The sequence below is a fragment of the Kineococcus aurantiacus genome, from assembly GCF_013409345.1.
GTDB classification, from domain to species: Bacteria; Actinomycetota; Actinomycetes; order Actinomycetales; family Kineococcaceae; genus Kineococcus; species Kineococcus aurantiacus.
In genome coordinates this window covers 3269595-3289885 of sequence record NZ_JACCBB010000001.1, presented here as the reverse complement: position 1 = coordinate 3289885, position 20291 = coordinate 3269595, and the positions used below count along the sequence as shown (strand labels likewise).

The following is a 20291-nucleotide window of genomic DNA, read 5'->3' as shown; positions in this document are numbered from 1 at the left end:
TGGGCAGGAAGGGTTACATTCCTGTTAAGCAGGCGTCCTAACACTTGTCACGCGCCGCCGGCAGTGCGAAGACTCATCGCCGAGTCCCCCACCGCCCGGCACCCCGCACCACCCGCACGTGCCACCGCACCCCCGCCCCGGACCGAGAGGCTGCCTCCCATGACCCTGACCCGACGTTCCCTCCTCGCCGGCGCCACGAGCGCCGCCGTCCTCGGCGGTCTCGCCGCGTGCGGGAACGACACCTCCTCCGGCGGCAGCGGCGGCTCGGGGGGAGGCGGCAGCAAGGACCTGCGCGTGTGGTTCATGGAGGACTCCATCCCCGAGCAGACCCGCACCTGGCTGAAGCAGACCTTCGAGGAGCAGAACGCCGGCAGCACCCTGACCATCGAGGTCCAGCAGTGGGACGGCATCGTCTCCAAGCTGCAGACCAGCCTGGCCAGCAAGGACTCCAGCCCCGACGTCGTGGAGTTCGGCAACACCCAGGTGGCGCTGTTCTCCTCCGTCGGCGCGCTGCTGGACATCTCCGACGCCGAGGAGACCCTCGGCGGCAGCGACCTCATCCAGAGCTTCATCGACGCCGGGTCGTGGGAGGGCAAGCTCTACGCCACGCCGCTGTACGCCGGCGCGCGCGTCTACTACTACCGCAAGGACCTGTTCGCCCAGGCCGGCATCGCCGTCCCTACCAGCCTCGACGAGCTCGTCGCGGCGGCCAAGACCCTGCACGCGGCCAACCCCGAGGGCACCCCGGAGTTCTCCGGGATCTACATGCCCGGCGCCGACCCGCACACCAACGAGGGCTGGCTGTTCACCCACGGCGGCCAGTACGCCGAGCAGGACGGCGACACCTGGAAGGGCACGCTGTCGACGCCGGAGTCGCAGGCCGCCCTGGTGCAGGTGCAGGACCTCATGGAGAACGCGACGAAGTACGCGCTGGACTCCAATGACAACGTGCAGGCCGCCCACCAGCTGTTCAACGCCGGCAAGCTCGGCATCTACAGCGCCCTCAACGTCGCGGCCGCCAAGATCGACCAGGCGATGTGGGACGCCGACAAGGTCGGCGTCCTGGCCCTGCCGGGCCTGACCCCGGGCAGCATCGGCCACACCTTCTCCGGCGGTTCCAGCATCGGCATCTCCGCGAACAACCACAACGCCGACCTGTCCCGCGCCGTGCTGGAGCTCGTCTACTCCGACGAGTTCATGACCGACATGGCGAAGGTCGGCGGCTGGATCCCCGGCCGCACCTCGTTCGCCTCGAACCTGACGGGCCCCACGGGCTCGATCGCGCAGGAGATCATCGAGAACTCCGTGCTCACCCCGAACTCCCCGCAGTGGGGCGTCCTGGACGGCAACAACGTGCCGCGCGACTTCTGGGTCCGGCTGGCCCGCGGCGAGGACCCGAAGACCGTCGCCGCCGAGGTCGACAAGACCGTCGCCGACGCGCTCAACAAGGGCTGAGCATGGTGTCCGACCAGCTCACGACCGCACCGGCGGGCACCGCCCGCCCCCGGCGGGGGCCCACGGCGCGCACGGGCCCGCGCCGGCGCCGCAGCTCGCTGGCCGTCCCCTACCTGCTGCTCGTCCTGCCCGTCGGCCTGGTCTGCCTGGCCATGGGGTACCCGCTGGTGCGGCAGTTCGTCATGTCGTTCCAGGAGTTCGGGCTGGCCCAGCAGTTCGGGCAGCCACCGGAGTGGGTCGGCCTGCAGAACTACACCGACGTCCTGAGCGACCCCTACTTCTGGGTCGTGACCGCCCGCTCGATCGCCTTCTGCGCGGCCTGCGCGGCCATCACCATGGGCATCGGCATCGGGTTCGCGCTGCTGCTGCAGAAGCTGTCCACCGGCCCGCGCGTGGCGTTGCAGGTCGCGCTCGTCCTGGCCTGGGCGATGCCGCCGGTGTCGGCCCTGACCTCCTACATCTGGCTGACCGAGCCGCGCTACGGCGTCGTCAACTGGTTCCTCACCTCGATCGGTCTGGAGGGCTTCGCGGGGTTCTCCTGGCTGGCCGACAACCAGTGGACGTTCTTCGGGGTCGCGGCCACGACGGTGATCTGGACGTCGGTGCCGCTGGTGACCCTCATGACGTACGCGGCCCTGACGCAGCTGGACACCGAGGTGCTGGAGGCCTCCGAGCTCGACGGCGCCGGCGGGTTCGCCCGCCTGCGGCACGTGACGCTGCCGATGATCCGGCCGGTGGTGCTGCTCGTGGCGATGCTGGAGATCATCTGGGACCTGAAGGTCTTCACCCAGATCAACGTCCTGCAGGGCGTCGCGGGCAACAACGACGCGACGAACCTGCTGGGCACCTACGTCTACCAGACGGGGATCGGCGGCGGGGAGTACGGGACGGCGTCGGCGCTGGCCACCGTGATGCTCCTCATCGTGCTGCTGATGACCTGGCGGTACATGCGCACGCTCATGAAGCAGGGGGACATCTGATGGCCGCGACCACCGCGGGGACGACCCCGCTGTTCGACACGAAGACGCGCTCGGCGGCCAACCGGCGACGGCCGCTGTGGAACGTCGTGGCCGTGCTGTTCGCGCTGGTGTGGGTGTTCCCCATCTACTGGATGGTCAACTCCGCGCTCATGCCCGAGGACCGGCTGCGGTCCTCCCCTCCCCTGCTGGCGCCGATCCACCCGACGCTGCGCGCGTTCGACCAGGTGGTGCACTCCCAGCAGTTCTGGACGGCCATGGGCTTCAGCCTGAGCGTCACGCTGCTGTCCGTCGCCGTGTGCGTCGTCGCGGCGCTGTTCGGGGCCGTGGCCCTCAGCCGCTTCTCCTTCATCGGCCGGCGCGGGGTGCTCATCGCCGTGCTCGTCGTGCAGATGGTCCCGGCCGAGGCGCTGTTCATCTCCCAGTACCGCATGCTCGACGGGTGGGGGCTGCTGAACTCGGTGCCCGGCCTGTCGCTGCTCTACATGGGCATGATCGTCCCGTTCACCCTGTGGATGCTCAAGGGTTTCGTCGACGGCGTCCCGGCCGAGCTGGAGGAGGCCGCGATGGTCGACGGGTGCTCGCGGTTCACCGCCTTCACCCGGGTGACCCTGCCGCTGCTGGGGCCGGGCCTGGTCGCCACCGGCGTGTTCGGCTTCCTCGTCGCGTGGAACGAGTACACCCTCGCGTTCATCGTGCTGGCCTCCGGCGACCGGATGACCCTGCCGGTCTGGCTCAAGACGTTCTCCTCGAACCTGCAGGAGACCGACTGGGCCGGCGTCATGGCCGGCTCCACGCTCATCGCCGTCCCCGTCCTCGTCGTCTTCATCCTCGTCCAGAACGCCATGACCAAGGGCATGGTCGCCGGCGCCGTCAAGGGCTGACCCCCACCACCGACCTGGAGCTCCCCCGTGCCTGTCACCCCGTTCCCCCGCCCGAAGTCGATGACGACCACGAGCGGCGGCGGACCCGCCGCCGACGCGCCCGTGCGGGTCGTGCTCGACGCCTCGACCCCCGCCCAGGGCTTCCGCCTGCAGACCTCGGCCGACGGGGTCACCGTCACCCACGCCGACGCGGCCGGGCTGCGGTACGCCCTGGCGACGCTGGACCAGCTGCGCGCCGACCGGGACTTCACCACCACGTCCTACGACATCAGCGACCACCCCGACTTCGGCGTCCGCGGGTTCATGCTGGACATCAGCCGCGACCGCGTCCCCACCCGGCGCACGCTGGCCCGCTGGGTCGACGTGCTGGCGCTGGCCCGGGTCAACTCCTTCGAGCTGTACACCGAGCACACGTTCGCGTTCACGGGTGAGCAGGCCGTGTGGCAGGACGCCTCCCCCCTGACCGCCGCCGACGTGCGGTGGCTGGACGCGCTGTGCGCCTCGCGCGGGATCGAGCTGGTCTGCAACCAGAACACCCTGGGCCACATGGAGCGCTTCCTGAAGGTGCCCGAGCACGCCGAGCGGGCCGAGAACGAGGACGGGTTCACGATGCGGGGGCAGCACCGCCCGCCCAGCACCGTCGAGCCGAGCGCGGAGAACGCGGCGTTCGTCCAGGGCCTGCTGGAGGACGTCGTCCCCCACTTCCGGACGAAGCGGCTGAACATCGGCGCCGACGAGCCGTGGGAGCTGGGCACCGGCAAGAGCGCCCAGCGCGCCGAGGAGGTCGGCCTGGGCACGGTGTACTTCGAGTACGTCACGCAGGTCATGCGGCCGTGGCTGGACCGCGGGTACACCGTGGAGTTCTGGGCCGACGTCTTCGGCGACCACCCCGAGCTCATGGACGAGGTGCCCGCCGGCGCGGTGCCCGTCGTGTGGCAGTACGACTCCCCCGCGCTGCTGGCCGACGTCGTCGACGCCGCCTCCCCGGGCCAGGTGCAGGAGTGGCGGTCCCTGGGCGTCGACGTCACCGCGCTGCGCGAGGGCTTCCGCGACCGGGCCAAGCTCCTGCTGGAGGCCGGGGTCCCGTTCTGGGTGGCTCCTGGGGCCAGCAACTGGAACTCCCTGCTGGGCCGCTGGGACAACGCCGTGGCGAACATGGTCGACGCCGCCGAGGTGGGGCTGGAGAACTCCGCGCAGGGGTACCTCAACACGTCCTGGGGCGACCACGGGCACTGGGACCCGCCGTCGGTCGCGTTCGGCCCGGCGCTGTTCGGCGGGGCGGTGTCCTGGTCGCTGGAGGCCAACCGGGACGTGGACGTCGCCGCGGTCCTGTCCGAGGCCGTCCTCCTGGACCCCACGGGCCTGACCGGTGACGTGCTGGTCCGCGCGGGCGGGGTGTGCCAGGCGCTGGGGGCGCCGCTGCTGAACGCGTCCCCGCTGTGCCTGGTGCTGCGCGAACCGGACCAGCTGAAGCCGTGGGCCGTCCCGTCCCCGCAGGCGCTGGCCGCCGTGCACGAGACCCTGACCGGCTGCCTGGCCGACCTGGCCGCGGCCGACCCCGCGGCGGCCGACGGGGACGTCGTGGTCCGCGAGCTGACGCAGGCCCTGCGGCTGAGCGACCTCGCGGTCCGGCTGTTCCAGGCCCGCGCCGACGACGGTTCCTTCGACGCGGCGGCCGCCCCGCGGCTGCTCACCGAGCTCGAGGCCCTGCTGGAGGAGCAGCGGGCGTGCTGGCTGCTGCGGTCGCGGCCGGGCGGGCTGGCCGACAGCCTCGCGGAGTTCAGCCGGTTGCGGCACGCCCTGCTGCGCGCGGTGGGCTGAGCCGTGGCCGTGCTGACGTCCACCGGGACCGTGCGCGTCGGTCTGGACATCGGCGGGACGAAGATCGACGGGGTGGCGCTGGGGCCGGGCGAGGAGGTGCTGGCCACCCGCCGCAGCCCCACCCCGCACGGGGTCGTGGACGTCGTGGCGTGCGCGACGGCCCTCGTCACCGGGCTCCTCGACGACCTCGCCGGCGGCCTCGCGGGCGGCCTCGCCGGACCCGTGCGGCTGGAGGGCGTGGGCATCGGCGTCCCCGGTCTGGTGGACCCGGCGGACGGCACCGTCCGCAGCGCCGTGAACCTGGGTTTCGGGCCGGGACCGGTGGACCTGGCGGGGATGCTGAGCGTCGCCGTGGGCGGGGTGCCCGTCGTCGTCGAGAACGACGTGAAGGCCACGACGTGGGGCGCGCACACGCTGCTCGCCCCCGCCGGGGACCTCGCCCTGCTGTCCCTGGGCACGGGCCTCGCGGCCGGGCTGGTCGTGAACGGCGAGCTCCTGCGGGGGGCGGGGGCGGCCGCCGGGGAGATCGGCCACCTCGCCCTCGACCCGCAGGGCCACCGGTGCAACTGCGGTCAGCGCGGCTGCCTGGAGACCGTGGCGGCGGGTTCGGCGTTGCGGCGCGACTGGCCGCACGGCGGCGAGGGCCGGTCGGCGGACCACCTGTTCGCCGCGGTCGCGGCGGGCGACCCGGCCGCGGTCGCGGTCCTGGACCGCTGGTCGGCGGGCGTGGCGCTGGCCGTCCGCACCCTGGGGCTGACGTTCGACCCGTCCGTCGTCGTCCTGGCCGGCGGGGTCGCCGCCGTCGGGGAACCGCTGCGCCGCAGCGTGGCCGGGGCCCTGCGCCGGCAGGCGGCCGGGTCGGCGTTCCTGCGCGGCCTGGCGCTGGACGAGCGCCTGGCGCTGCTGCCGCCCGGCCGTCCCGTCGCCGCGATCGGCGCGGCCGCCGCACCGGCCTGACCGGTCCGACCCCGGCGGCCCCGCGGGGACCGCTCAGTCGTCGGGGACGGTCACGACCCGGTTCTGGTAGGCCCACACGACGGCCTGCAACCGGGATCGGACCCCCAGCTTGGGCAGCATCCGCGCCAGGTGCGACTTCACGGTCGACACCTCCACCACCAGCTCGGCGGCGATCTCCTCGTTCGACATGCCCTGCGCGAGCAGCAGCAGCACGTCGCGCTCGCGCGCGGTGAGGAGGTCGCCGCCCGCGCGCGCCCGGACCGGCTGCAGGCGGCGGCGGGTGACGAACTCGCGCAGGACCCGGCGGGTCAGCGCCTGGTCGATCGTGCCGCCGCCCGCCGCGACCTGGCGCACCGCGGCCACGATCGTGTCCGGGTCGGCGTCCTTGAGCAGGAAACCCGACGCGCCCGCCTCCAGCGCCCCGAACACGTAGTCGTCCAGGTCGAACGTCGTCAGCACCAGCACCGGGACCGCCGGGTCGGCGTCGGGGCCGCACAACGCGCGCGCGACCTCGATGCCGTCGCGCACGGGCATCCGCACGTCCAGGCACGCCACGTCCGGGGCGGTCGAGCGGGCCAGTTCCAGCGCCTGCCCGCCGTCGGCGGCCACCGCGACGACGGTCAGGTCGGGTTCGGCCTCCAGCAGGGCCGAGAGCCCGGCCCGCACGAGCGGCTGGTCGTCGGCCACGAGGACCCGGATCACGCGCCGCCCCCGGGCCCGGCCGGGCGCTCGACCGAGAACTCCACGCACCACCCGCCGTCGGGCGTGGGCCCGTACCGCACCGTCGCCCCGACGAGGTCGGCGCGCTCGCGCATGCCGCGCAGGCCGAAACCGCCCGCCGTCCGGCGCGGCGCGGGCGCCGCCGGGGCGCTGTTGCGGACCTGCACCCGCAGCCGCGCGGGGTCCCGGTCGTCGACCTCGACGCGGCAGTCGGCCCCCGGGGCGTGCACGGCCGCGTTCGACAGGGCCTCCTGCACCGCCCGGTACGCGGCGAGCTGGGCCAGCGGGCCGACCCCCGACCCCAGCGCGACCCCCTCGCGCGGGTGGGTGCGCAGGGTCACGGGGTGGGGGCTGCGGCCCACGAGGTCGGCGATCGTGGCGACCGACTCCACCGTCCGGTCGGCGGCGCCGTCCTCGCGCAGCAGCCCCACCAGCCGGCGCAGGTCGTCCAGGACGCTCGTGCTCTGGGCGCGGATCTGCCGGGCCCCCTCGTGGGCCCCGGCGGGGTCGGTGTCGATCTGCCGGTCCACGACCGCGGCCACGAGGGCGATGCCCGACAGGTGGTGCGCGGCGACGTCGTGCAGCTCGCGGGCCATCGCGGTGCGCTCGCGCGCCAGGGCCGCCTGCACCAGGGCCTCCTGCTCGCGCGAGCGCGCCACCCGCAGGTCCCGCCGGGAGCGCAGGACCAGACCGCCCACGGCCGGCAGCCCCACGAGGGCCGCGGCCTGCACCGCTCCCTCCAGGACGGGCCGCCCGCCGGCGGTCTCCCCCACCGCCACGGCCACTGCGGCCGCGAGCAGCACCGGCCACGCGCGGGAGGTGGCGCCGGCCACCGCGACGACGACCGCGACGACGACGGGCAGGCTCCCCAGGCCGTGCAGGCCGGGCGGCAGGAGCGCGGCGGAGGCCGCGGCGAGCGCCGCGACGACCGCGACGGTGGTCCGCGGCAGGGACCGGACCACGACGAGCGCGGCGGCCTGGGCGACCAGCGCGGCGGCGAGGGCCCACCAGGCGGGGGCGAGGGGGGCCGGCAGGTCCCCGGTCACCGCGGGGCCCTCGTCGGCGAGCAGGGCGGGGGCGGCCACGAGCAGGGCCAGGCCGACGGCGGCCGTCGCGCCGGCGACGAGGACGTCCCGGGAGCGCACGCGGACCGGCCCGGAACCCATCAGCGGAGTGTACGAGCCGGGGCGGGGCGGTACCCGAGCCGTCCGCGGGTGGCGACGAGCAGCGCCGCGGCGGCCACGGCCGAGACGGCGAACAGGCCGGGGACGACGCGGTCGGCGGACATCGCCGGGTAGACCTCGGTCCACAGCGTCGAGACGGTGTTGTTCACCCCGACGTGCAGCAGCGTCACGACGGGCAGGCTCTCGCCGGTGCGGTTGAAGACCCAGGCGACGACGACGTTGAAGGTGACGCAGAACCCGGTGAACCAGAGCACCTGCGTCCACGGCGAACCCGGGTACCCGCCCCAGTCGCTGAGGAACAGCGGCAGGTGCCACAGCGCCCACAGCGGCCCCAGGACGGCCACGGCGCCCGTGGGCCCGAACCGCTCCTGCAGCCGGGGCAGGGCGAAGTCCCGCCAGCCCGGTTCCTCGGCCAGCCCCGTCGTGAAGACCTGCACGACGAGCCCGGGGACGAGGGCGGCCAGCACCAGCGGCGCGGGCGCCTGGACGACGCCGCCGGACAGCGGCAGGCCCGAGGCCAGGACCAGCAGCGGGACGCCGAGCAGGGCCAGGGCGTACCAGCGGCCGGGGACCCGCCAGCGCCACAACCGGCCGAACCAGCGGCGCAGCCCGGCGCGGCCGTCGACGAGGGCCGTGACGAGGAAACCCGCGCCGAGCGGGCCGAGGAGGGCGCCGGGCAGGACGCCGGAGAACTGGGCGGTGCCGAGGAGTTCGGGGAAGCGCAGGTCCCACACGCCGAGGCCGTGGGCGGACAGGACGTAGGGGGTCCAGGCGGCCCAGCTGGCGCCCAGGGCGATCACGAAGAACGCGACGAGCGGGTGGCGGGCGACGAGGGCGCGCAACCGCCCCCGCCCGACGCGTGCGGGGTCCTGCGCGGGGTCCTTCTCCAGGAGTCGGTTCACGCTGGGAACGCTAGGAACGCGGACCGGCCCGCCGCGACGTGCCGAAGGTGGAACCCGCGGGTTTGCGTCGAAAGGTGGAGGCGGGCGCTCAGGACGCCAGCAGCTGCCGCAGGAGCGCGTACAGCTCCTCCGGTTCCCCGGCGAGCATCTTCTTGACCAGCGCGGTCTGCTCGTCGGCGAGGACCTCGTAGGCGTCGCGCTCGACCCCGTCCAGGGTGGCCCGGGCCACGTCGGCGGGGTCGGTCTTGTCGAACGCGAAGCCCGCGCCCATGTCGGTGTCGGCGACGCCGAGGTGGACGGAGACGACGGAGGTCCCCTGCCCGGCGAGCTCGTGCCGCAGGGCGTTGCTCATGTTCCAGACGGCGGCCTTCGTGACGGCGTAGGCCGTGGCGCCGGGGACCGCCAGCCAGGAGGCGCTGGAGGCGACGTTCACGACGGTGCCCCCGCCGTTGCGCGCCAGGACGGGCGCGAACGCGCGGACCACGGCGAGGGTGCCCCAGAGGTTGGTGTCCATCTCGGCGTGGGCGGCGGTCAGGTCCCCCAGCAGGGTGGCGCCGGTCGCGATGCCCGCGTTGTTGACGAGGAGGTCCACGTCGGTGGCGACGCGGGCCGCCGCGGCGACGGACACCGGGTCGGTGATGTCGAGGGCGAGGCGTTCGACGCCGTCGAGGTCGACGAGGTCGGGGCGGCGGGCGGTCGCGTAGACCTTCGCGCCGCGTTCGACGAGCTGGGCGGCGAGGTGGCGGCCGATGCCGCGGTTGGTCCCGGTGACGAGCGCGGTGGCTCCGTTGATCTGCACGACCGGGACGCTAGGACCTGACACCGGTGTCAGGGGCAAGGGCGGGGCACCGCCCGGGCCGGGGCCGCCGTCACGCCCGGCCGTCACGCCCGGCCGTTACGCTCGGCCGGTGCGCATCGGCGAACTCGCGGAACGGGCCGGCGTCAGCGTCCGGTCGTTGCGCTACTACGAGCAGCAGGGTCTGGTCCCGGCGGGGCGCAGCGGCAGCGGGCAGCGCGAGTACGCCGAGTCCGACGTCCCGCGGGTCCGGTTCGTGCAGCTGCTGTACTCCGCGGGGCTGCCCAGCCGCAGGATCGTGGAGATCCTGCCGTTCCTGGACACCGGCGTCGCCACGGCGGGGATGATCGGCCACCTGGACGAGGAGCAGGACCGGCTCGAGCAGCGGATCGCCGAGCTGACCGCGGCCCGGGACCGGCTGCTGGAACTGCGGCAGGTCGCGTCCCAGTCCCGCGCGGGGCGGCCGGCGGCGGAGTGCCTGCTCGCGGCCGCCGAGGTCGCCGGGCGGTGACCGGGCCGGGAGCGCCTCAGGCCGGCACCACCGCCCGGTAGTTCTCCACCAGGTCCCGCCCGACCGAGGCCCAGTCGCGCCCGGCGACCGACGCCCGCGCCCGCCCGGCCAGTTCCCGCCGCGCCCCCGGGTCCTGGGACAGCCCCGCGACGACGTCGGCCAGGCCGCGCGCGTCACCGGGGGTGAAGAACGTGCCGTTGACGCCCGGGTCGACGATGTCGAGCAGGCCCCCCGCGGCGGGGGCCACGACGGGGACCCCGCTGGCCAGCGCCTCCTGCGCGGTCTGGCAGAACGTCTCGTGCCGCCCGGTGTGGACGAAGACGTCGAGGGAGGCGAAGACGTGCGACAGTTCCCGGCCGTGGACCATGCCGAGGAACTCCGCGCGGGGCAGGACCCGTTGCAGGTGAGCGCGTTGCGGCCCGTCACCGGCCACGACGAGGCGGACGCCCGGCAGGGCGTGGACGGACTTCAGCAGGTCGAGTTCCTTCTCCCTGGCCAGCCGTCCCACGTAACCCACGACGAGTTCACCGCGCGGGGCGACCCGGGCCCGGAGGGCGTCGTCGCGGAACTGCGGGTGGAACCGCTCGACGTCGACCCCGCGGGGCCAGCGGGAGACGTCGGGGAAACCCCGGCCGACGAGTTCGGCGCACACGGGCCGACTGGGGGCCAGGGTCCGGGCGGCCATCTCGTGGACGCGCCGCAGCCAGCGCCAGACGGCCTCGGAGGCGCCGCGCCAGCCGTAGCGCCGGGCGTAGCCGGGCAGGTCGGTCTGGTAGACGGCCACGGCCGGGACACCGGTCCGCTGGGCGAGGGTCGCGGCCTGGGCCCCGAGCACGGCGGGGGCGGCCAGGTGGACGACGTCGGGCCGGAAACCGCGCAGCGCCTGCGCGAGGCGGGGACCGGGGACGGCGAGGCGCTGCTCGGCGTAGCCGAGGAGCGGGGCCGAGGCGACGCGGACGACGGGCACGGACGCGCCGCCGGGCAGTTCGTGGCGGGAGGGGCCGGGTCCGGGGGCCACGACGAGCACCCGGTGGCCCTCGGACAGGAGGTGCTCGCAGACCTTCAGGACGGAACCGGTGACGCCGTTCACCTGGGGCAGGAAGGACTCGGTGACGATCGCTACTCGCACCCCACCAGGGTCGCGGGCGGGGGCGCCGCGCCCCACCCCCGACGGGCGGAGGCCGACTGAACGACGCGCGAACACTTCGATCCGGCCGTTCGCCTGAGATCGTTCCCAGAGGGCCCTACAGTGACGCGGGTGGACGAGCTGCTGCCGAAGACGCTGGTGGACGACCTGACGGACCGGGTGGCGCGACGCGCGGGCCGGCGGGTGGGGGCGCTGTTCTCCCGCGCGCTGCGCGAGACGGTCGAGCGGACCCCCACCGTGCGCCCGGACGGGTCGGTGTTCGTCGTCACCGGGGACATCCCCGCCATGTGGCTGCGCGACTCCACCGCCCAGTGGCAGACGTACCTGCTGCTGCTGGACCGCGCCCCGGCGCTGACCGACGTCGTCGCGGGGGTCCTGCGCACGCAGTTCGCCTCCATCCGGCACGACCCCTACGCCAACGCCTTCAACGACGGCCCCACCGGCCGCTGCCACGAACCGGGCGACACCAGCGACGACCCGTGGCTGTGGGAGCGCAAGTACGAGGTCGACTCCCTGGCCTTCCCGGTGCTGCTGGCCCACCGGCTGCGCCGCGCGACGGGGCGCGACGACCTGCTCGGGGCGGACGCGCACCCGGCGATGCGCCGCGTCGTGGACCTGTGGCGGCTGGAGCAGGACCACGAGGAACGCTCCCCCTACCGCTTCGTCCGCCCCACCGACCTGCGCAGCGAGACGCTCGACCGCGACGGCCTGGGCACGCCGGTGGCCCGCACCGGGATGACCTGGTCGGGGTTCCGCCCCAGCGACGACGCGTGCGAGCACGGCTACAACGTCCCGGCGAACCTGTTCGCCGCCCGCGCCCTGGACCACGTGGGGACCTTCGCCCGGGAGGTGTTCGCCGACGCGGACCTCGCGCGGGACGCCGGGGCCCTGGCCGGGGAGCTGCGGGCCGGGGTGGCCGAGCACGGCGTCGTGGACCACCCGGTGCACGGGCGGGTCTGGGCGTACGAGGTCGACGGCCTCGGCGGGGTGCTGCTGGCCGACGACGCGAACGTGCCGAGCCTGCTGTCCCTGCCGCTGCTGGGGGCCTGCGCGGCCGACGACCCGGTGTACCTGGCCACGCGCCGCCTGGTGCTGTCGGAGGAGAACCCGTGGTTCCACCGCGGCCGGGCCGCGGCGGGGATCGGCAGCCCGCACACCCCCGGCCGCTACGTGTGGCCCCTCGCGCTGTGCGTGCAGGCGCTGACGTCGGGCAGCGAGGAGGAGGCGGTGCGGACGCTGCAACTGATCGCCGACACCGACGACGGCACGCTGCACGTGCACGAGGGTTTCGACGTCGACGACCCCTCGCGCTGGACGCGCGAGTGGTTCTCCTGGGCGGACTCGACGTTCTGCGAGCTGGCCCTGTCCCTGCTGGGGCAGCGGGTGGGCGACCTGGACTGAGCGCGCTCAGCCCTCGCCGGCGCGCACCGCGGCGTCGATGACGCGGGTCAGCCCGTCGCGCAGCCGCTCCAGCTCGGGCAGGTCCACGCCGAGCCGGGCGACGATCTGCGGCGGCACCTGCAGGGCCTGCTCGCGCAGCGCCCACCCGGCGTCGGTGAGGGTCACGGCCAGGCTGCGCTGGTCCTCGGGCAGCCGCTTGCGCTCCAGGAGCCCGTTGGCCTCCAGGCGCTTGAGCAGCGGGGACAGCGTGGGCGGGTCCAGCTGCAGGGCCTCGCTGAGCTCCTTGACCGACAGGGGCTCGCGGCCCCACAGCGCGAGCATCACGAGGTACTGGGGGTGGGTCAGCCCCAGGGGTTCGAGCACGGGGCGGTAGACGGACAGGACGGTGCGGGCCGCGACGACGAGCGCGAAGCACACCTGGCGCTCGAGGGCCAGCGGGTCGGTCGTCTCGGTCGCGGTCACCGTCCCAGGCTACCCGTTCACGCACGAACCGTTCGTGCCGACGACCCCGGGTGAGGCCCGGGCGGGCCGCGGGCCGGCTCGCGCCGGGCCGGGCGGTCCGGCCCCGTCACCGCGCGTTCCGCTGCCGTCCGCTGCGCAGATCGCCTAGGTTCATCCCGTGCCCGACCTCGACGACCTGGACCGGCGCCTGCTCGCCGCCCTGCGGGCCGACGCCCGCGAACCGGCTGCGGCCCTCGCGCGGCGCCTGGGGGTCACCCGGGCCACCGTCACCCACCGCATCGAGCGGCTGCAGGCGAACGGGACGATCCTGGGTTTCACGACGCGCGTGCGCGACGGCGCCGACGGCGACGTGCGGGCCATCTCGTTCATCGAGCTGGAGGGGCGCGCCACCGACCGGGTCGTGGAGCACCTGCGGGGGCTGCCCGAGGTCGTCTCCCTGCACACCACGAACGGCGGGTGGGACCTGGTGGCCGAGATCCGCACGACCTCCCTGACGGAGTTCGACCGCGTGCTGGGCCGCATCCGGCAGGTCGAGGGGGTCGTGGACTCCGAGACGAGCCTGCTGCTGTCCTCGGTGGCGGGGTGAGCGTGCGCCGCAAGTTCAGCGTCCGGGACATCGCCGTCCAGTCCGGCCTGTCCGAGGCGACGGTCGACCGCGTGCTGCACGAGCGCCCCGGCGTGCGGGCCGCCACGGTCGAGCAGGTGCGCCGCGCCGTGGCCGACCTGGAGCGTCAGCAGTCGCAGGTGCGGCTGACCGGGCGCACCGTCATGTTCGACGTCGTCATGGCGGCCCCCCGCCGGTTCGCCGACGCCGTCCGCGCGGCGCTGGAGGTGGAACTGCCCGCCCTGCACCCGGCCACGGTGCGCGCGCGGTTCCACACCTGCGCGGGCGCCGGCGGCGACTGGGTCGCCGCGGAGCTGGACCGGGTGCTGCGCACGGGGTCCAACGGCGTCGTCCTGCAGTCCCCGGACCTGCCGGAGGTCCGGGCCGCCGTGCGGCGCCTCAGCGACGCGCAGGTCCCCGTCGTGACCCTCGCCAGCGACCTGCCCGGCAGCCGCCGGCGGGGGTACGTGGGCGCCGACAACCAGGGGGCGGGGGCCACGGCGGCGTACCTGCTGACGCAGTGGGTGCCCGACCCCGCCGAGCCCGTCCTGGTCGTGCGCAGCCGCCAGCCCCAGGACTCCGAGCGCGAGCGGTGGCGCGGTTTCGAGGCCGCGCTGGCCCAGTTGGAGGGGTCGGTGCGCCCGGTGCGCGACGTCCTGGACGACGACCGGGACCCGCTCCTGCTGGAGGAGGCCGTCGCCGGTGCGCTGGCCGACCTGCCGGGGCTGCGCGCCGTCTACTCGATGTGCGCGGGCGCGGGCGGCAACGGGGCCGTCGTCCGGGGTTTCGAGCGGGCCCGGACGCGGCCCGTCGCGTTCGTCGCCCACGACCTGGACGGCGAGAACGCCGACCTGCTGCGGCGCGGGGACCTGTCAGCCGTCCTGCACCACGACCTGCGCAGCGACTGCCGCCACGCCTGCCGGATGCTGCTGCAGGCCCCCTACACCCGCTCCGAGCTGCCCGGGACGGCCTCGGCCATCCAGATCCTCACGCCGTTCAACGTCCCTCCGGACGCCTGACGTCCTCGTCCTCGGGTTCGTTCGCCTTGAGCAGCAACGACATCCCGGCGTAGGGCGCCAGCCAGACCCCGAAGCTCTTGAGGTCGTCCACCCAGCCGATCTCGCCGCCGTTCGACAGGTCGACGACGGGCACCCGGGGGGTGAAGAACTCCGAGCGCACCGACCCCTCGATGGTCTCGGACCCGAAGTTCAGGACCGTCACCTGCAGGGCCGTGCGCCCGCCCTGGTCGGCGGGGTCGAGCTCGTGGACCATGACGAGCATGCTCGGGTGCGCGACGGCCGGGATGTCGATCTGCCGGGCCGTGGCGATGCGGTGCTCGCGGCGGACCTGCAGCACCTCGCGCAGCTTGTGGGCGAAGGAGTTCTCGTCCTTCAGCTGCTCCGGGACGTTGCCGTAGAGGGAGCGGCCGACGGGGATGCCCGAGGCCGACATCGTGGCCTCGGGGGCCACGCCCATGAGGTCGTGCGCACCGCGTTCGATCCAGCGGGTGTCCCCGGAGCTCAGCAGGGGCTTCACGCTCTCGACCGGCAGCGGCAGCATCCCCATGAGGTCCCAGCCGGACAGCGCGAAGACGCCGGGCTGCCAGGCGTTGAACATCGCCATGAGCAGGTGGGCGCGCTTGATCTGCTCGACCTCGTCGTCGGTCAGCGCGTCGAGGTCGCGGTTCCCGCGGCTGGCGGCGATGACGCTGGCGCTCGTGCAGGCGATCCCGTTGGTCGTGAAGACCAGGTTGTAGGGACCGTTCTCCCCCGTCAGCCGCTCGACGAGGTCGGCGCGGATGGTCTCGGCCAGGGCCCCGCCGGTCACCTTGCCGCCGCGGAACTCGTACTCGTCCTCGGCGTGCCGGGTCGCCCAGTGGACGAGCTCGTAGGTGAGCTCGTCGTGGTTCTGCAGGGCGTGCACGAGGGAGGCGGGGTCGACGCCGAGCTCGAGGGCCTGGCGCAGGCACAGCCGCAGGAACTCGGTGTCGCCGGTGGCGATGGAGTGCTGGACCCCGGGGCGGGTGATGAAGTCGTAGGACAGGTCCGCGCCGACCTCGGAGGTGTCGCGGATGTCCTCGATCGTGAGGTTCAGCTCCTGGAAGGTGAAACCGCCGACCTTGCGGACCATGCCCGCGATGAGGTGGTTGGCGGCCTCGGACAGCGGGTGGCCCTCGGACCACGCGGGCCCCTCGACGGTCTTCTCCACGCCCAGGAAACCGTTGGCGTCCAGGCGCAGCGCCGTCGTGCCCAGGTCGCCCAGGGAGTGCAGGGCGTCGCCGATGACGAGCTTCATCCCGGCGAAGGAGGGGTCGAGCCAGTTCACCGACGGCTGCCCCTGCTTGAAGTAGTGCAGGTAGACCCAGCGGCGGGTGACCCCGTCGACGCCCTCGACCTCGCGGGTGGCCGACCAGTTCGTCTCCTTGATGCCGGGGGCGTAGAAGATGACGCGCTGGAGCTGGCCGATGATGTAGCCGCGCTCGGACAGGGCGGCCTCGGCGGCCGCGTCGAGGTTCGCCGCGTCGTGCCCGGGCGGGACCTCGGGCAGCAGCTCCCAGCAGTCCGGGGGGATCTCGACCATGTGGTAGATGCCCGGGTAGTCCTGGAACGCCATCTCGGCGAGGCGGAAGTCGGCGCCCTTGCCGGTGTGGCCGGGGACGATGTCGTCGATGACGCTGCCGTCGTGCTCGGCGGCGACCTCGCACAGGTGCCGGAACTCGCCCTCGGTGCCGAACATGGGGTCGATCTCGGTGGAGATGCGGTCGAAGTGGCCGTCGACGCTGGGCGTCTGGCGCCACCCGTCGAGACCGCCGGCGGCCTTGACCGGGCCGGTGTGGACGGCGTCGATCCCGATGCGCTGGAACGCCTGCCACAGCTCGGGGTCGCCCAGGGACCCCAGGAACGAGCGCCCGGACCGGGTGACCAGCGAGATGGGGTAGGCGGTGAACCAGACGGCCGCGGTGTCGACGGCGCGGCGGGGGTCGGGCTTGGCGTAGGGGTTCTGCCACATGCTCGACTTGCCGGAGAACTGCCGGCTGATCTTCTGGGCGTCGGCCAGCATGGACTGGGCCATCAACCACCGGACGTACTCGGGGTTGGAGCCGTCGGCCGCCCCCTCGCCCGGCGCCGGGCGGGGCGGGGCGTCGGTGCCGCGCAGCCGGGCCTGCGGGCGCGGGCGGCGCAGCGAACGGGGCCTGGCCGGGTACCGCTGCTCGTCGTAGGTGATCTCGCTCGGCTCGTGCTCGACCCGCTCAGCGGTCTCGGCGGTCACGTCGGTCTCGTCCACGGACCTCACCCCACCACAGTCCGGCCCGCTTCTCATCCGGAGCCGATCAGCGGCCTGCGCGGCGCTCACCACGATGCTACTGGTAACGGTTCTCAATCGTGTTACGGTACGCCTCGTTCACAGCTCCCGACCAGGTTGGACCTTCTCCGTGCGCCGCAGCCCGCTGCTCGTCCTGACCGCCCTGCCCCTCTCCCTGACCCTGCTCGCCGCCTGCGGCGGCAGCTCGGCGGAGACCCCCGCCGCCCCGGCCGCCACCTCCGGGGACGGGCACACCGCCGAGACCGAGGCCACCGAGGTCGGCGCCGCCAAGGCCCGCGTGGCCGTCACCTACGACGGCGGCGTCCAGGTCCTCGACGCCGCGACCTTCGAGGTGCTGGCCGACCTGCCCTTCGACGGCTTCGCCCGCCTCAACCCCGCCGGCGACGGCCGTCACGTGGTGGTGTCCGCCGCCGGCGGCTTCCACGTCGTGGACGCCGGCGCCTGGAGCGAGCCGCACGGCGACCACGCCCACTACTACACCGGCGAGCCGCACGACACCGACGTCGTGTACGAGGCTGAGAAGCCAGGCCACGTCGTGCGCCACGCCGGGAAGACGACCCTCTTCGACGACGGCACCGGCCACGTCGTGTCCTTCGACTCCGAGCACGTCGGCCACGACGCCGTGGAGGAGGGCGAGGTCCGCGAGTACACCACCCCGTCCGCCCACCACGGCGTCGCCGTCGAGCGCAGCGACGGCACGCTGGTCGTCACCGAGGGCACCGAGGAAGCCCGGACCGGCATCCGCGTCCTGGACACGCAGAACGCCGAGATCGCCGCGAACGACCAGTGCCCGAACACCCACGGCGAGACCGTCGCCGCGGACGAGACCGTCGTCATCGGCTGCAGCGACGGCGTCCTCGTCGTCAAGGGCACCGAGATCACCAAGGTCCAGAGCCCCGACGCCTACGGCCGCATCGGCAACCAGTGGGGCACCGACGAGTCCCCGATCGTCCTGGGAGACTACAAGTCGAACCCCGACGCCGAGATCGACCTCACCACGCGCGTCTCGCTCATCGACACCACCACCGCGACCCTGCGCCTCGTGGAGCTGCCCGGCGGCACCTCCTACTGGTACCGCTCCCTCGGGCGCGGCGAGAACGGCGAGGGCGTCGTGCTCGGCACCGACGGGCAGCTGCACCTCATCGACACCGCCGCGGGCACCGTCACCCGCTCCACCCCTGTCGTCGACCCGTGGGAGGTCCGGGAGGACTGGCAGGCCCCGCAGCCGCAGGTGTTCACCCTGGACGGCACCGCGTACGTCACCGAGCCGGCCACCAAGGAGATCCACGCGGTCGACATCGAGACCGGCGAGGTCTACGCCAGCGGCACGCTGAAGGTGACCCCGAACGAGCTCACCGCCGTCCCCGGCGAGGTCACCGAGTGAGGTTCCCCCTCCTGGGGGCCGGCGCCGCCCTCGTCCTGCTCGCCGGCTGCGGGTCCCCCGCGGCCGGCGAGCCGGACGGGCGCCTGTCGGTCGTGACGACCTCGCACCCGCTGGAGTACGTCGCGGCCGTCGTGGCGGGCGAGCGCGCCGACGTCGGCAACATCGTCACCCCCGGCGCCGACAGTCACGACGCCGACGTGTCGACCCGGCAGCTGGCCGACCTCGTGGACGCCGACGTGGTGGTGCACCTGTCCTCGATGCAGCCGGCCGTCGACGCCGCCCTGTCCTCCCGGCCGCCGGAGCACCTCGTCGACGCCGCCACCTACGCCGACCTCGACCGGGACCCGCACTTCTGGCTCGACCCGACGCTGATGGCCGACCTCGGCGACGACGTCGCCGACGAGCTCACCGAGGTCGACCCCGCCGGTGAGCAGGCCTACCGGGCCGGGGCCGAGGCCCTGCGGCAGGAGATGACGGACCTCGACGCCGACTACGCCGCCGCCCTGGCCCCCTGCCGCGACGCCGCCCTCGTCACCTCGCACGAGGCGTTCGGGTACCTCGCCGACCGCTACGGGCTGCGCCAGATCGGGATCGCCGGGATCGACCCGTCCGTCGAGCCGTCCCCGGCGCGCGTCCGCGACGTCCTGGACGTGGCCCGGGAGAACTCCGTGCGGACCATCTACTTCGAGGCCAGCGCCAACCCGGCCGTGGCCGAGAAGCTCGCCACCGAGCTGGGCGTGCGGACCTCCGTGCTGCACCCGGTCGAGCGGGTGGACGAGGGCGAGGACTACCTGAGCCTCATGCGGCAGAACCTGACGGCCCTGCAGGACGGGCTGACCTGCTGACGGAGGCCACCTCCAGCAGTTCGCGGGCCGGGCCCGGCGGCATCCGCGCCGGCCCCGTCCACACCGCCCGCAACGTCCGGTGCAGGTCCAGCCCGGCGACCGCGACGACCCCGAGCCGCCCGGCGTCGAGGTCGTCGGCCACCGCGAGGCGGCTGAGCACCGCCACCCCGGCCCCGGCGCGGACGGCCTCGCGCACGCTCGTCGCGGTCGTCAGCTCCACCGCCGGGGGCACCGGGACGACACCGGCCGCGGCGAACGCCCGCTCCAGGACGTCGCGGGTGCCGGACCCGGTCTCCCGCGAGACCAGCGCGGTGGCGGCCAGCTCGGCCGCCTCCACGGGCCGCCGCCGCCGCGTCCACGGGTGCGCCGGGGCGACCACCACGACGAGGTGGTCGCCCAGCAGCTCGCGGCTGCGTACCCCGCGCGGCACCGCCGGCCCCTCCACGAACCCCAGGTCCGCCTCGCCGTCAGCGACCGCGGCCAGCACCCGCACCGAGTTCGTCGCCACCAGCTCGACCGCGTGCGGCGGTGTCCCGGCCGCCTCGGCGCGCTGGCGCAGGACCAGCAGCCAGCGCGGGAGCAGGTGCTCGGCGATCGTCATGCTCGAGGCCACCCGCAGCCGGTGCGGGCGGTCGGCGCGCAACGTGGCGATGCCCTCGCCGACCTCGGCGGCGACCTCCAGCAGGCGGGTGGCCCAGCCGGCCAGGACCGTGCCCGCCTCCGTCGGCCGCGACCCCTGCCGGCTGCGGTGCAGCAGCGCGACCCCCACCTGCGACTCCACGGCCCGCAGCCGGTCCGAGGCGGCCTGCTGGCTCACCCCGACCGCGCGGGCCCCGCGGCCGATGGAGCCGGACTCGACGACCGCGACGAGCAGGCGCAGGGAGGTGAGGTCGGGGACCCGGTCGAGGGACACCCTC

General features: G+C 74.4%; 19 protein-coding genes. 11 read left to right on the top strand and 8 right to left on the bottom strand.

The window, feature by feature from the left end:
- Positions 1 to 159: 159 nt before the first annotated feature.
- The 5 genes from BJ968_RS15885 to BJ968_RS15865 are packed head-to-tail and all read left to right on the top strand — an operon-like array spanning position 160 to position 6094.
- The gene (locus BJ968_RS15885) at positions 160 to 1455 is read left to right on the top strand and encodes an extracellular solute-binding protein (protein ID WP_179753465.1); all 1296 of its coding nucleotides are present in this window, start codon (positions 160 to 162) and stop codon (positions 1453 to 1455) included.
- Positions 1456 to 1457: 2 nt separating this feature from the next.
- The gene (locus BJ968_RS24840) at positions 1458 to 2435 is read left to right on the top strand and encodes a carbohydrate ABC transporter permease (protein ID WP_179753463.1); all 978 of its coding nucleotides are present in this window, start codon (positions 1458 to 1460) and stop codon (positions 2433 to 2435) included.
- Positions 2435 to 3316: a carbohydrate ABC transporter permease gene (locus BJ968_RS15875; RefSeq protein ID WP_179753461.1), complete on the top strand. Its 882-nt coding sequence runs from the start codon at positions 2435 to 2437 to the stop codon at positions 3314 to 3316. Before BJ968_RS24840 ends, BJ968_RS15875 begins: the two co-directional genes overlap by 1 nt.
- Before the next feature lie 27 nt (positions 3317 to 3343).
- Positions 3344 to 5137 carry a family 20 glycosylhydrolase gene (locus BJ968_RS15870; RefSeq protein WP_179753459.1) on the top strand — a complete coding sequence of 598 codons (1794 nt, stop codon included), beginning with the start codon at positions 3344 to 3346 and terminating at the stop codon, positions 5135 to 5137.
- A 9-nt stretch (positions 5138 to 5146) separates the two neighbouring features.
- Positions 5147 to 6094 carry an ROK family protein gene (locus BJ968_RS15865; protein ID WP_343078070.1) on the top strand — a complete coding sequence of 316 codons (948 nt, stop codon included), beginning with the start codon at positions 5147 to 5149 and terminating at the stop codon, positions 6092 to 6094.
- Between the two features lie 33 nt (positions 6095 to 6127).
- Here BJ968_RS15865 and BJ968_RS26785 read toward each other — a convergent pair whose 3' ends face one another.
- The 4 genes from BJ968_RS26785 to BJ968_RS15845 form a co-directional block, all read right to left on the bottom strand.
- On the bottom strand, positions 6128 to 6796 hold the full coding sequence (locus BJ968_RS26785) for a response regulator (protein ID WP_179753455.1): 669 nt from the start codon (positions 6794 to 6796) through the stop codon (positions 6128 to 6130).
- Positions 6793 to 7980, bottom strand: coding sequence for a sensor histidine kinase (locus tag BJ968_RS24835; RefSeq protein WP_179753453.1), 1188 nt, complete (start codon positions 7978 to 7980; stop codon positions 6793 to 6795). Before BJ968_RS24835 ends, BJ968_RS26785 begins: the two co-directional genes overlap by 4 nt.
- Positions 7980 to 8900, bottom strand: coding sequence for a CPBP family glutamic-type intramembrane protease (locus BJ968_RS15850; RefSeq protein WP_218885092.1), 921 nt, complete (start codon positions 8898 to 8900; stop codon positions 7980 to 7982). Before BJ968_RS15850 ends, BJ968_RS24835 begins: the two co-directional genes overlap by 1 nt.
- An 88-nt stretch (positions 8901 to 8988) precedes the next feature.
- Positions 8989 to 9699: an SDR family oxidoreductase gene (locus BJ968_RS15845; RefSeq protein ID WP_179753450.1), complete on the bottom strand. Its 711-nt coding sequence runs from the start codon at positions 9697 to 9699 to the stop codon at positions 8989 to 8991.
- Between the two features lie 109 nt (positions 9700 to 9808).
- On the opposite strand from BJ968_RS15845, the gene BJ968_RS25820 reads away from it, so the two are divergent.
- A complete protein-coding gene (locus tag BJ968_RS25820) occupies positions 9809 to 10207 on the top strand; it encodes a MerR family transcriptional regulator (RefSeq protein ID WP_179753448.1) in 399 nt (132 codons plus the stop codon).
- 16 nt (positions 10208 to 10223) lie between these two features.
- Here the strand turns inward: BJ968_RS25820 and BJ968_RS15835 are convergent, their stop codons facing one another.
- A complete protein-coding gene (locus tag BJ968_RS15835) occupies positions 10224 to 11336 on the bottom strand; it encodes a glycosyltransferase (RefSeq protein ID WP_179753446.1) in 1113 nt (370 codons plus the stop codon).
- 120 nt (positions 11337 to 11456) lie between these two features.
- Between BJ968_RS15835 and BJ968_RS15830 the strand changes: the two genes are divergently transcribed.
- Positions 11457 to 12755: a glycoside hydrolase family 125 protein gene (locus BJ968_RS15830; RefSeq protein WP_179753444.1), complete on the top strand. Its 1299-nt coding sequence runs from the start codon at positions 11457 to 11459 to the stop codon at positions 12753 to 12755.
- 6 nt (positions 12756 to 12761) lie between these two features.
- Here the strand turns inward: BJ968_RS15830 and BJ968_RS15825 are convergent, their stop codons facing one another.
- Positions 12762 to 13217 (bottom strand): MarR family transcriptional regulator, encoded by a 456-nt coding sequence (locus tag BJ968_RS15825; RefSeq protein WP_179753442.1) that lies wholly within the window; start codon positions 13215 to 13217, stop codon positions 12762 to 12764.
- A 157-nt stretch (positions 13218 to 13374) separates the two neighbouring features.
- Here BJ968_RS15825 and BJ968_RS15820 point away from each other — a divergent pair, with 157 nt between their 5' ends.
- Together BJ968_RS15820 and BJ968_RS15815 are read left to right on the top strand one after the other, a co-directional pair.
- Positions 13375 to 13803 (top strand): Lrp/AsnC ligand binding domain-containing protein, encoded by a 429-nt coding sequence (locus BJ968_RS15820; protein ID WP_179753440.1) that lies wholly within the window; start codon positions 13375 to 13377, stop codon positions 13801 to 13803.
- Positions 13800 to 14840, top strand: a complete 1041-nt coding sequence (locus BJ968_RS15815; RefSeq protein WP_218885090.1) for a LacI family DNA-binding transcriptional regulator — start codon at positions 13800 to 13802, stop codon at positions 14838 to 14840. Before BJ968_RS15820 ends, BJ968_RS15815 begins: the two co-directional genes overlap by 4 nt.
- Here the strand turns inward: BJ968_RS15815 and treS are convergent.
- A complete protein-coding gene (gene treS / locus BJ968_RS15810; RefSeq protein WP_179753438.1) occupies positions 14818 to 17142 on the bottom strand; it encodes a maltose alpha-D-glucosyltransferase in 2325 nt (774 codons plus the stop codon). The genes BJ968_RS15815 and treS overlap by 23 nt on opposite strands.
- Positions 17143 to 17254: 112 nt before the next feature.
- Between treS and aztD the strand changes: the two genes are divergently transcribed.
- Both aztD and BJ968_RS15800 read left to right on the top strand, forming a co-directional pair.
- Entirely contained in the window at positions 17255 to 18529 is a 1275-nt protein-coding gene (gene aztD, locus BJ968_RS15805) for a zinc metallochaperone AztD (RefSeq protein ID WP_179753436.1), read from the top strand.
- Complete coding sequence (locus BJ968_RS15800) at positions 18526 to 19374, top strand: metal ABC transporter solute-binding protein, Zn/Mn family (RefSeq protein ID WP_179753434.1); 849 nt, start codon at positions 18526 to 18528, stop codon at positions 19372 to 19374. Before aztD ends, BJ968_RS15800 begins: the two co-directional genes overlap by 4 nt.
- Here the strand turns inward: BJ968_RS15800 and BJ968_RS15795 are convergent.
- A complete protein-coding gene (locus BJ968_RS15795) occupies positions 19328 to 20287 on the bottom strand; it encodes a LysR substrate-binding domain-containing protein (protein ID WP_179753432.1) in 960 nt (319 codons plus the stop codon). The two genes, BJ968_RS15800 and BJ968_RS15795, sit on opposite strands and share 47 nt — an antisense overlap.
- Between the last annotated feature and the right edge of the window lie 4 nt (positions 20288 to 20291).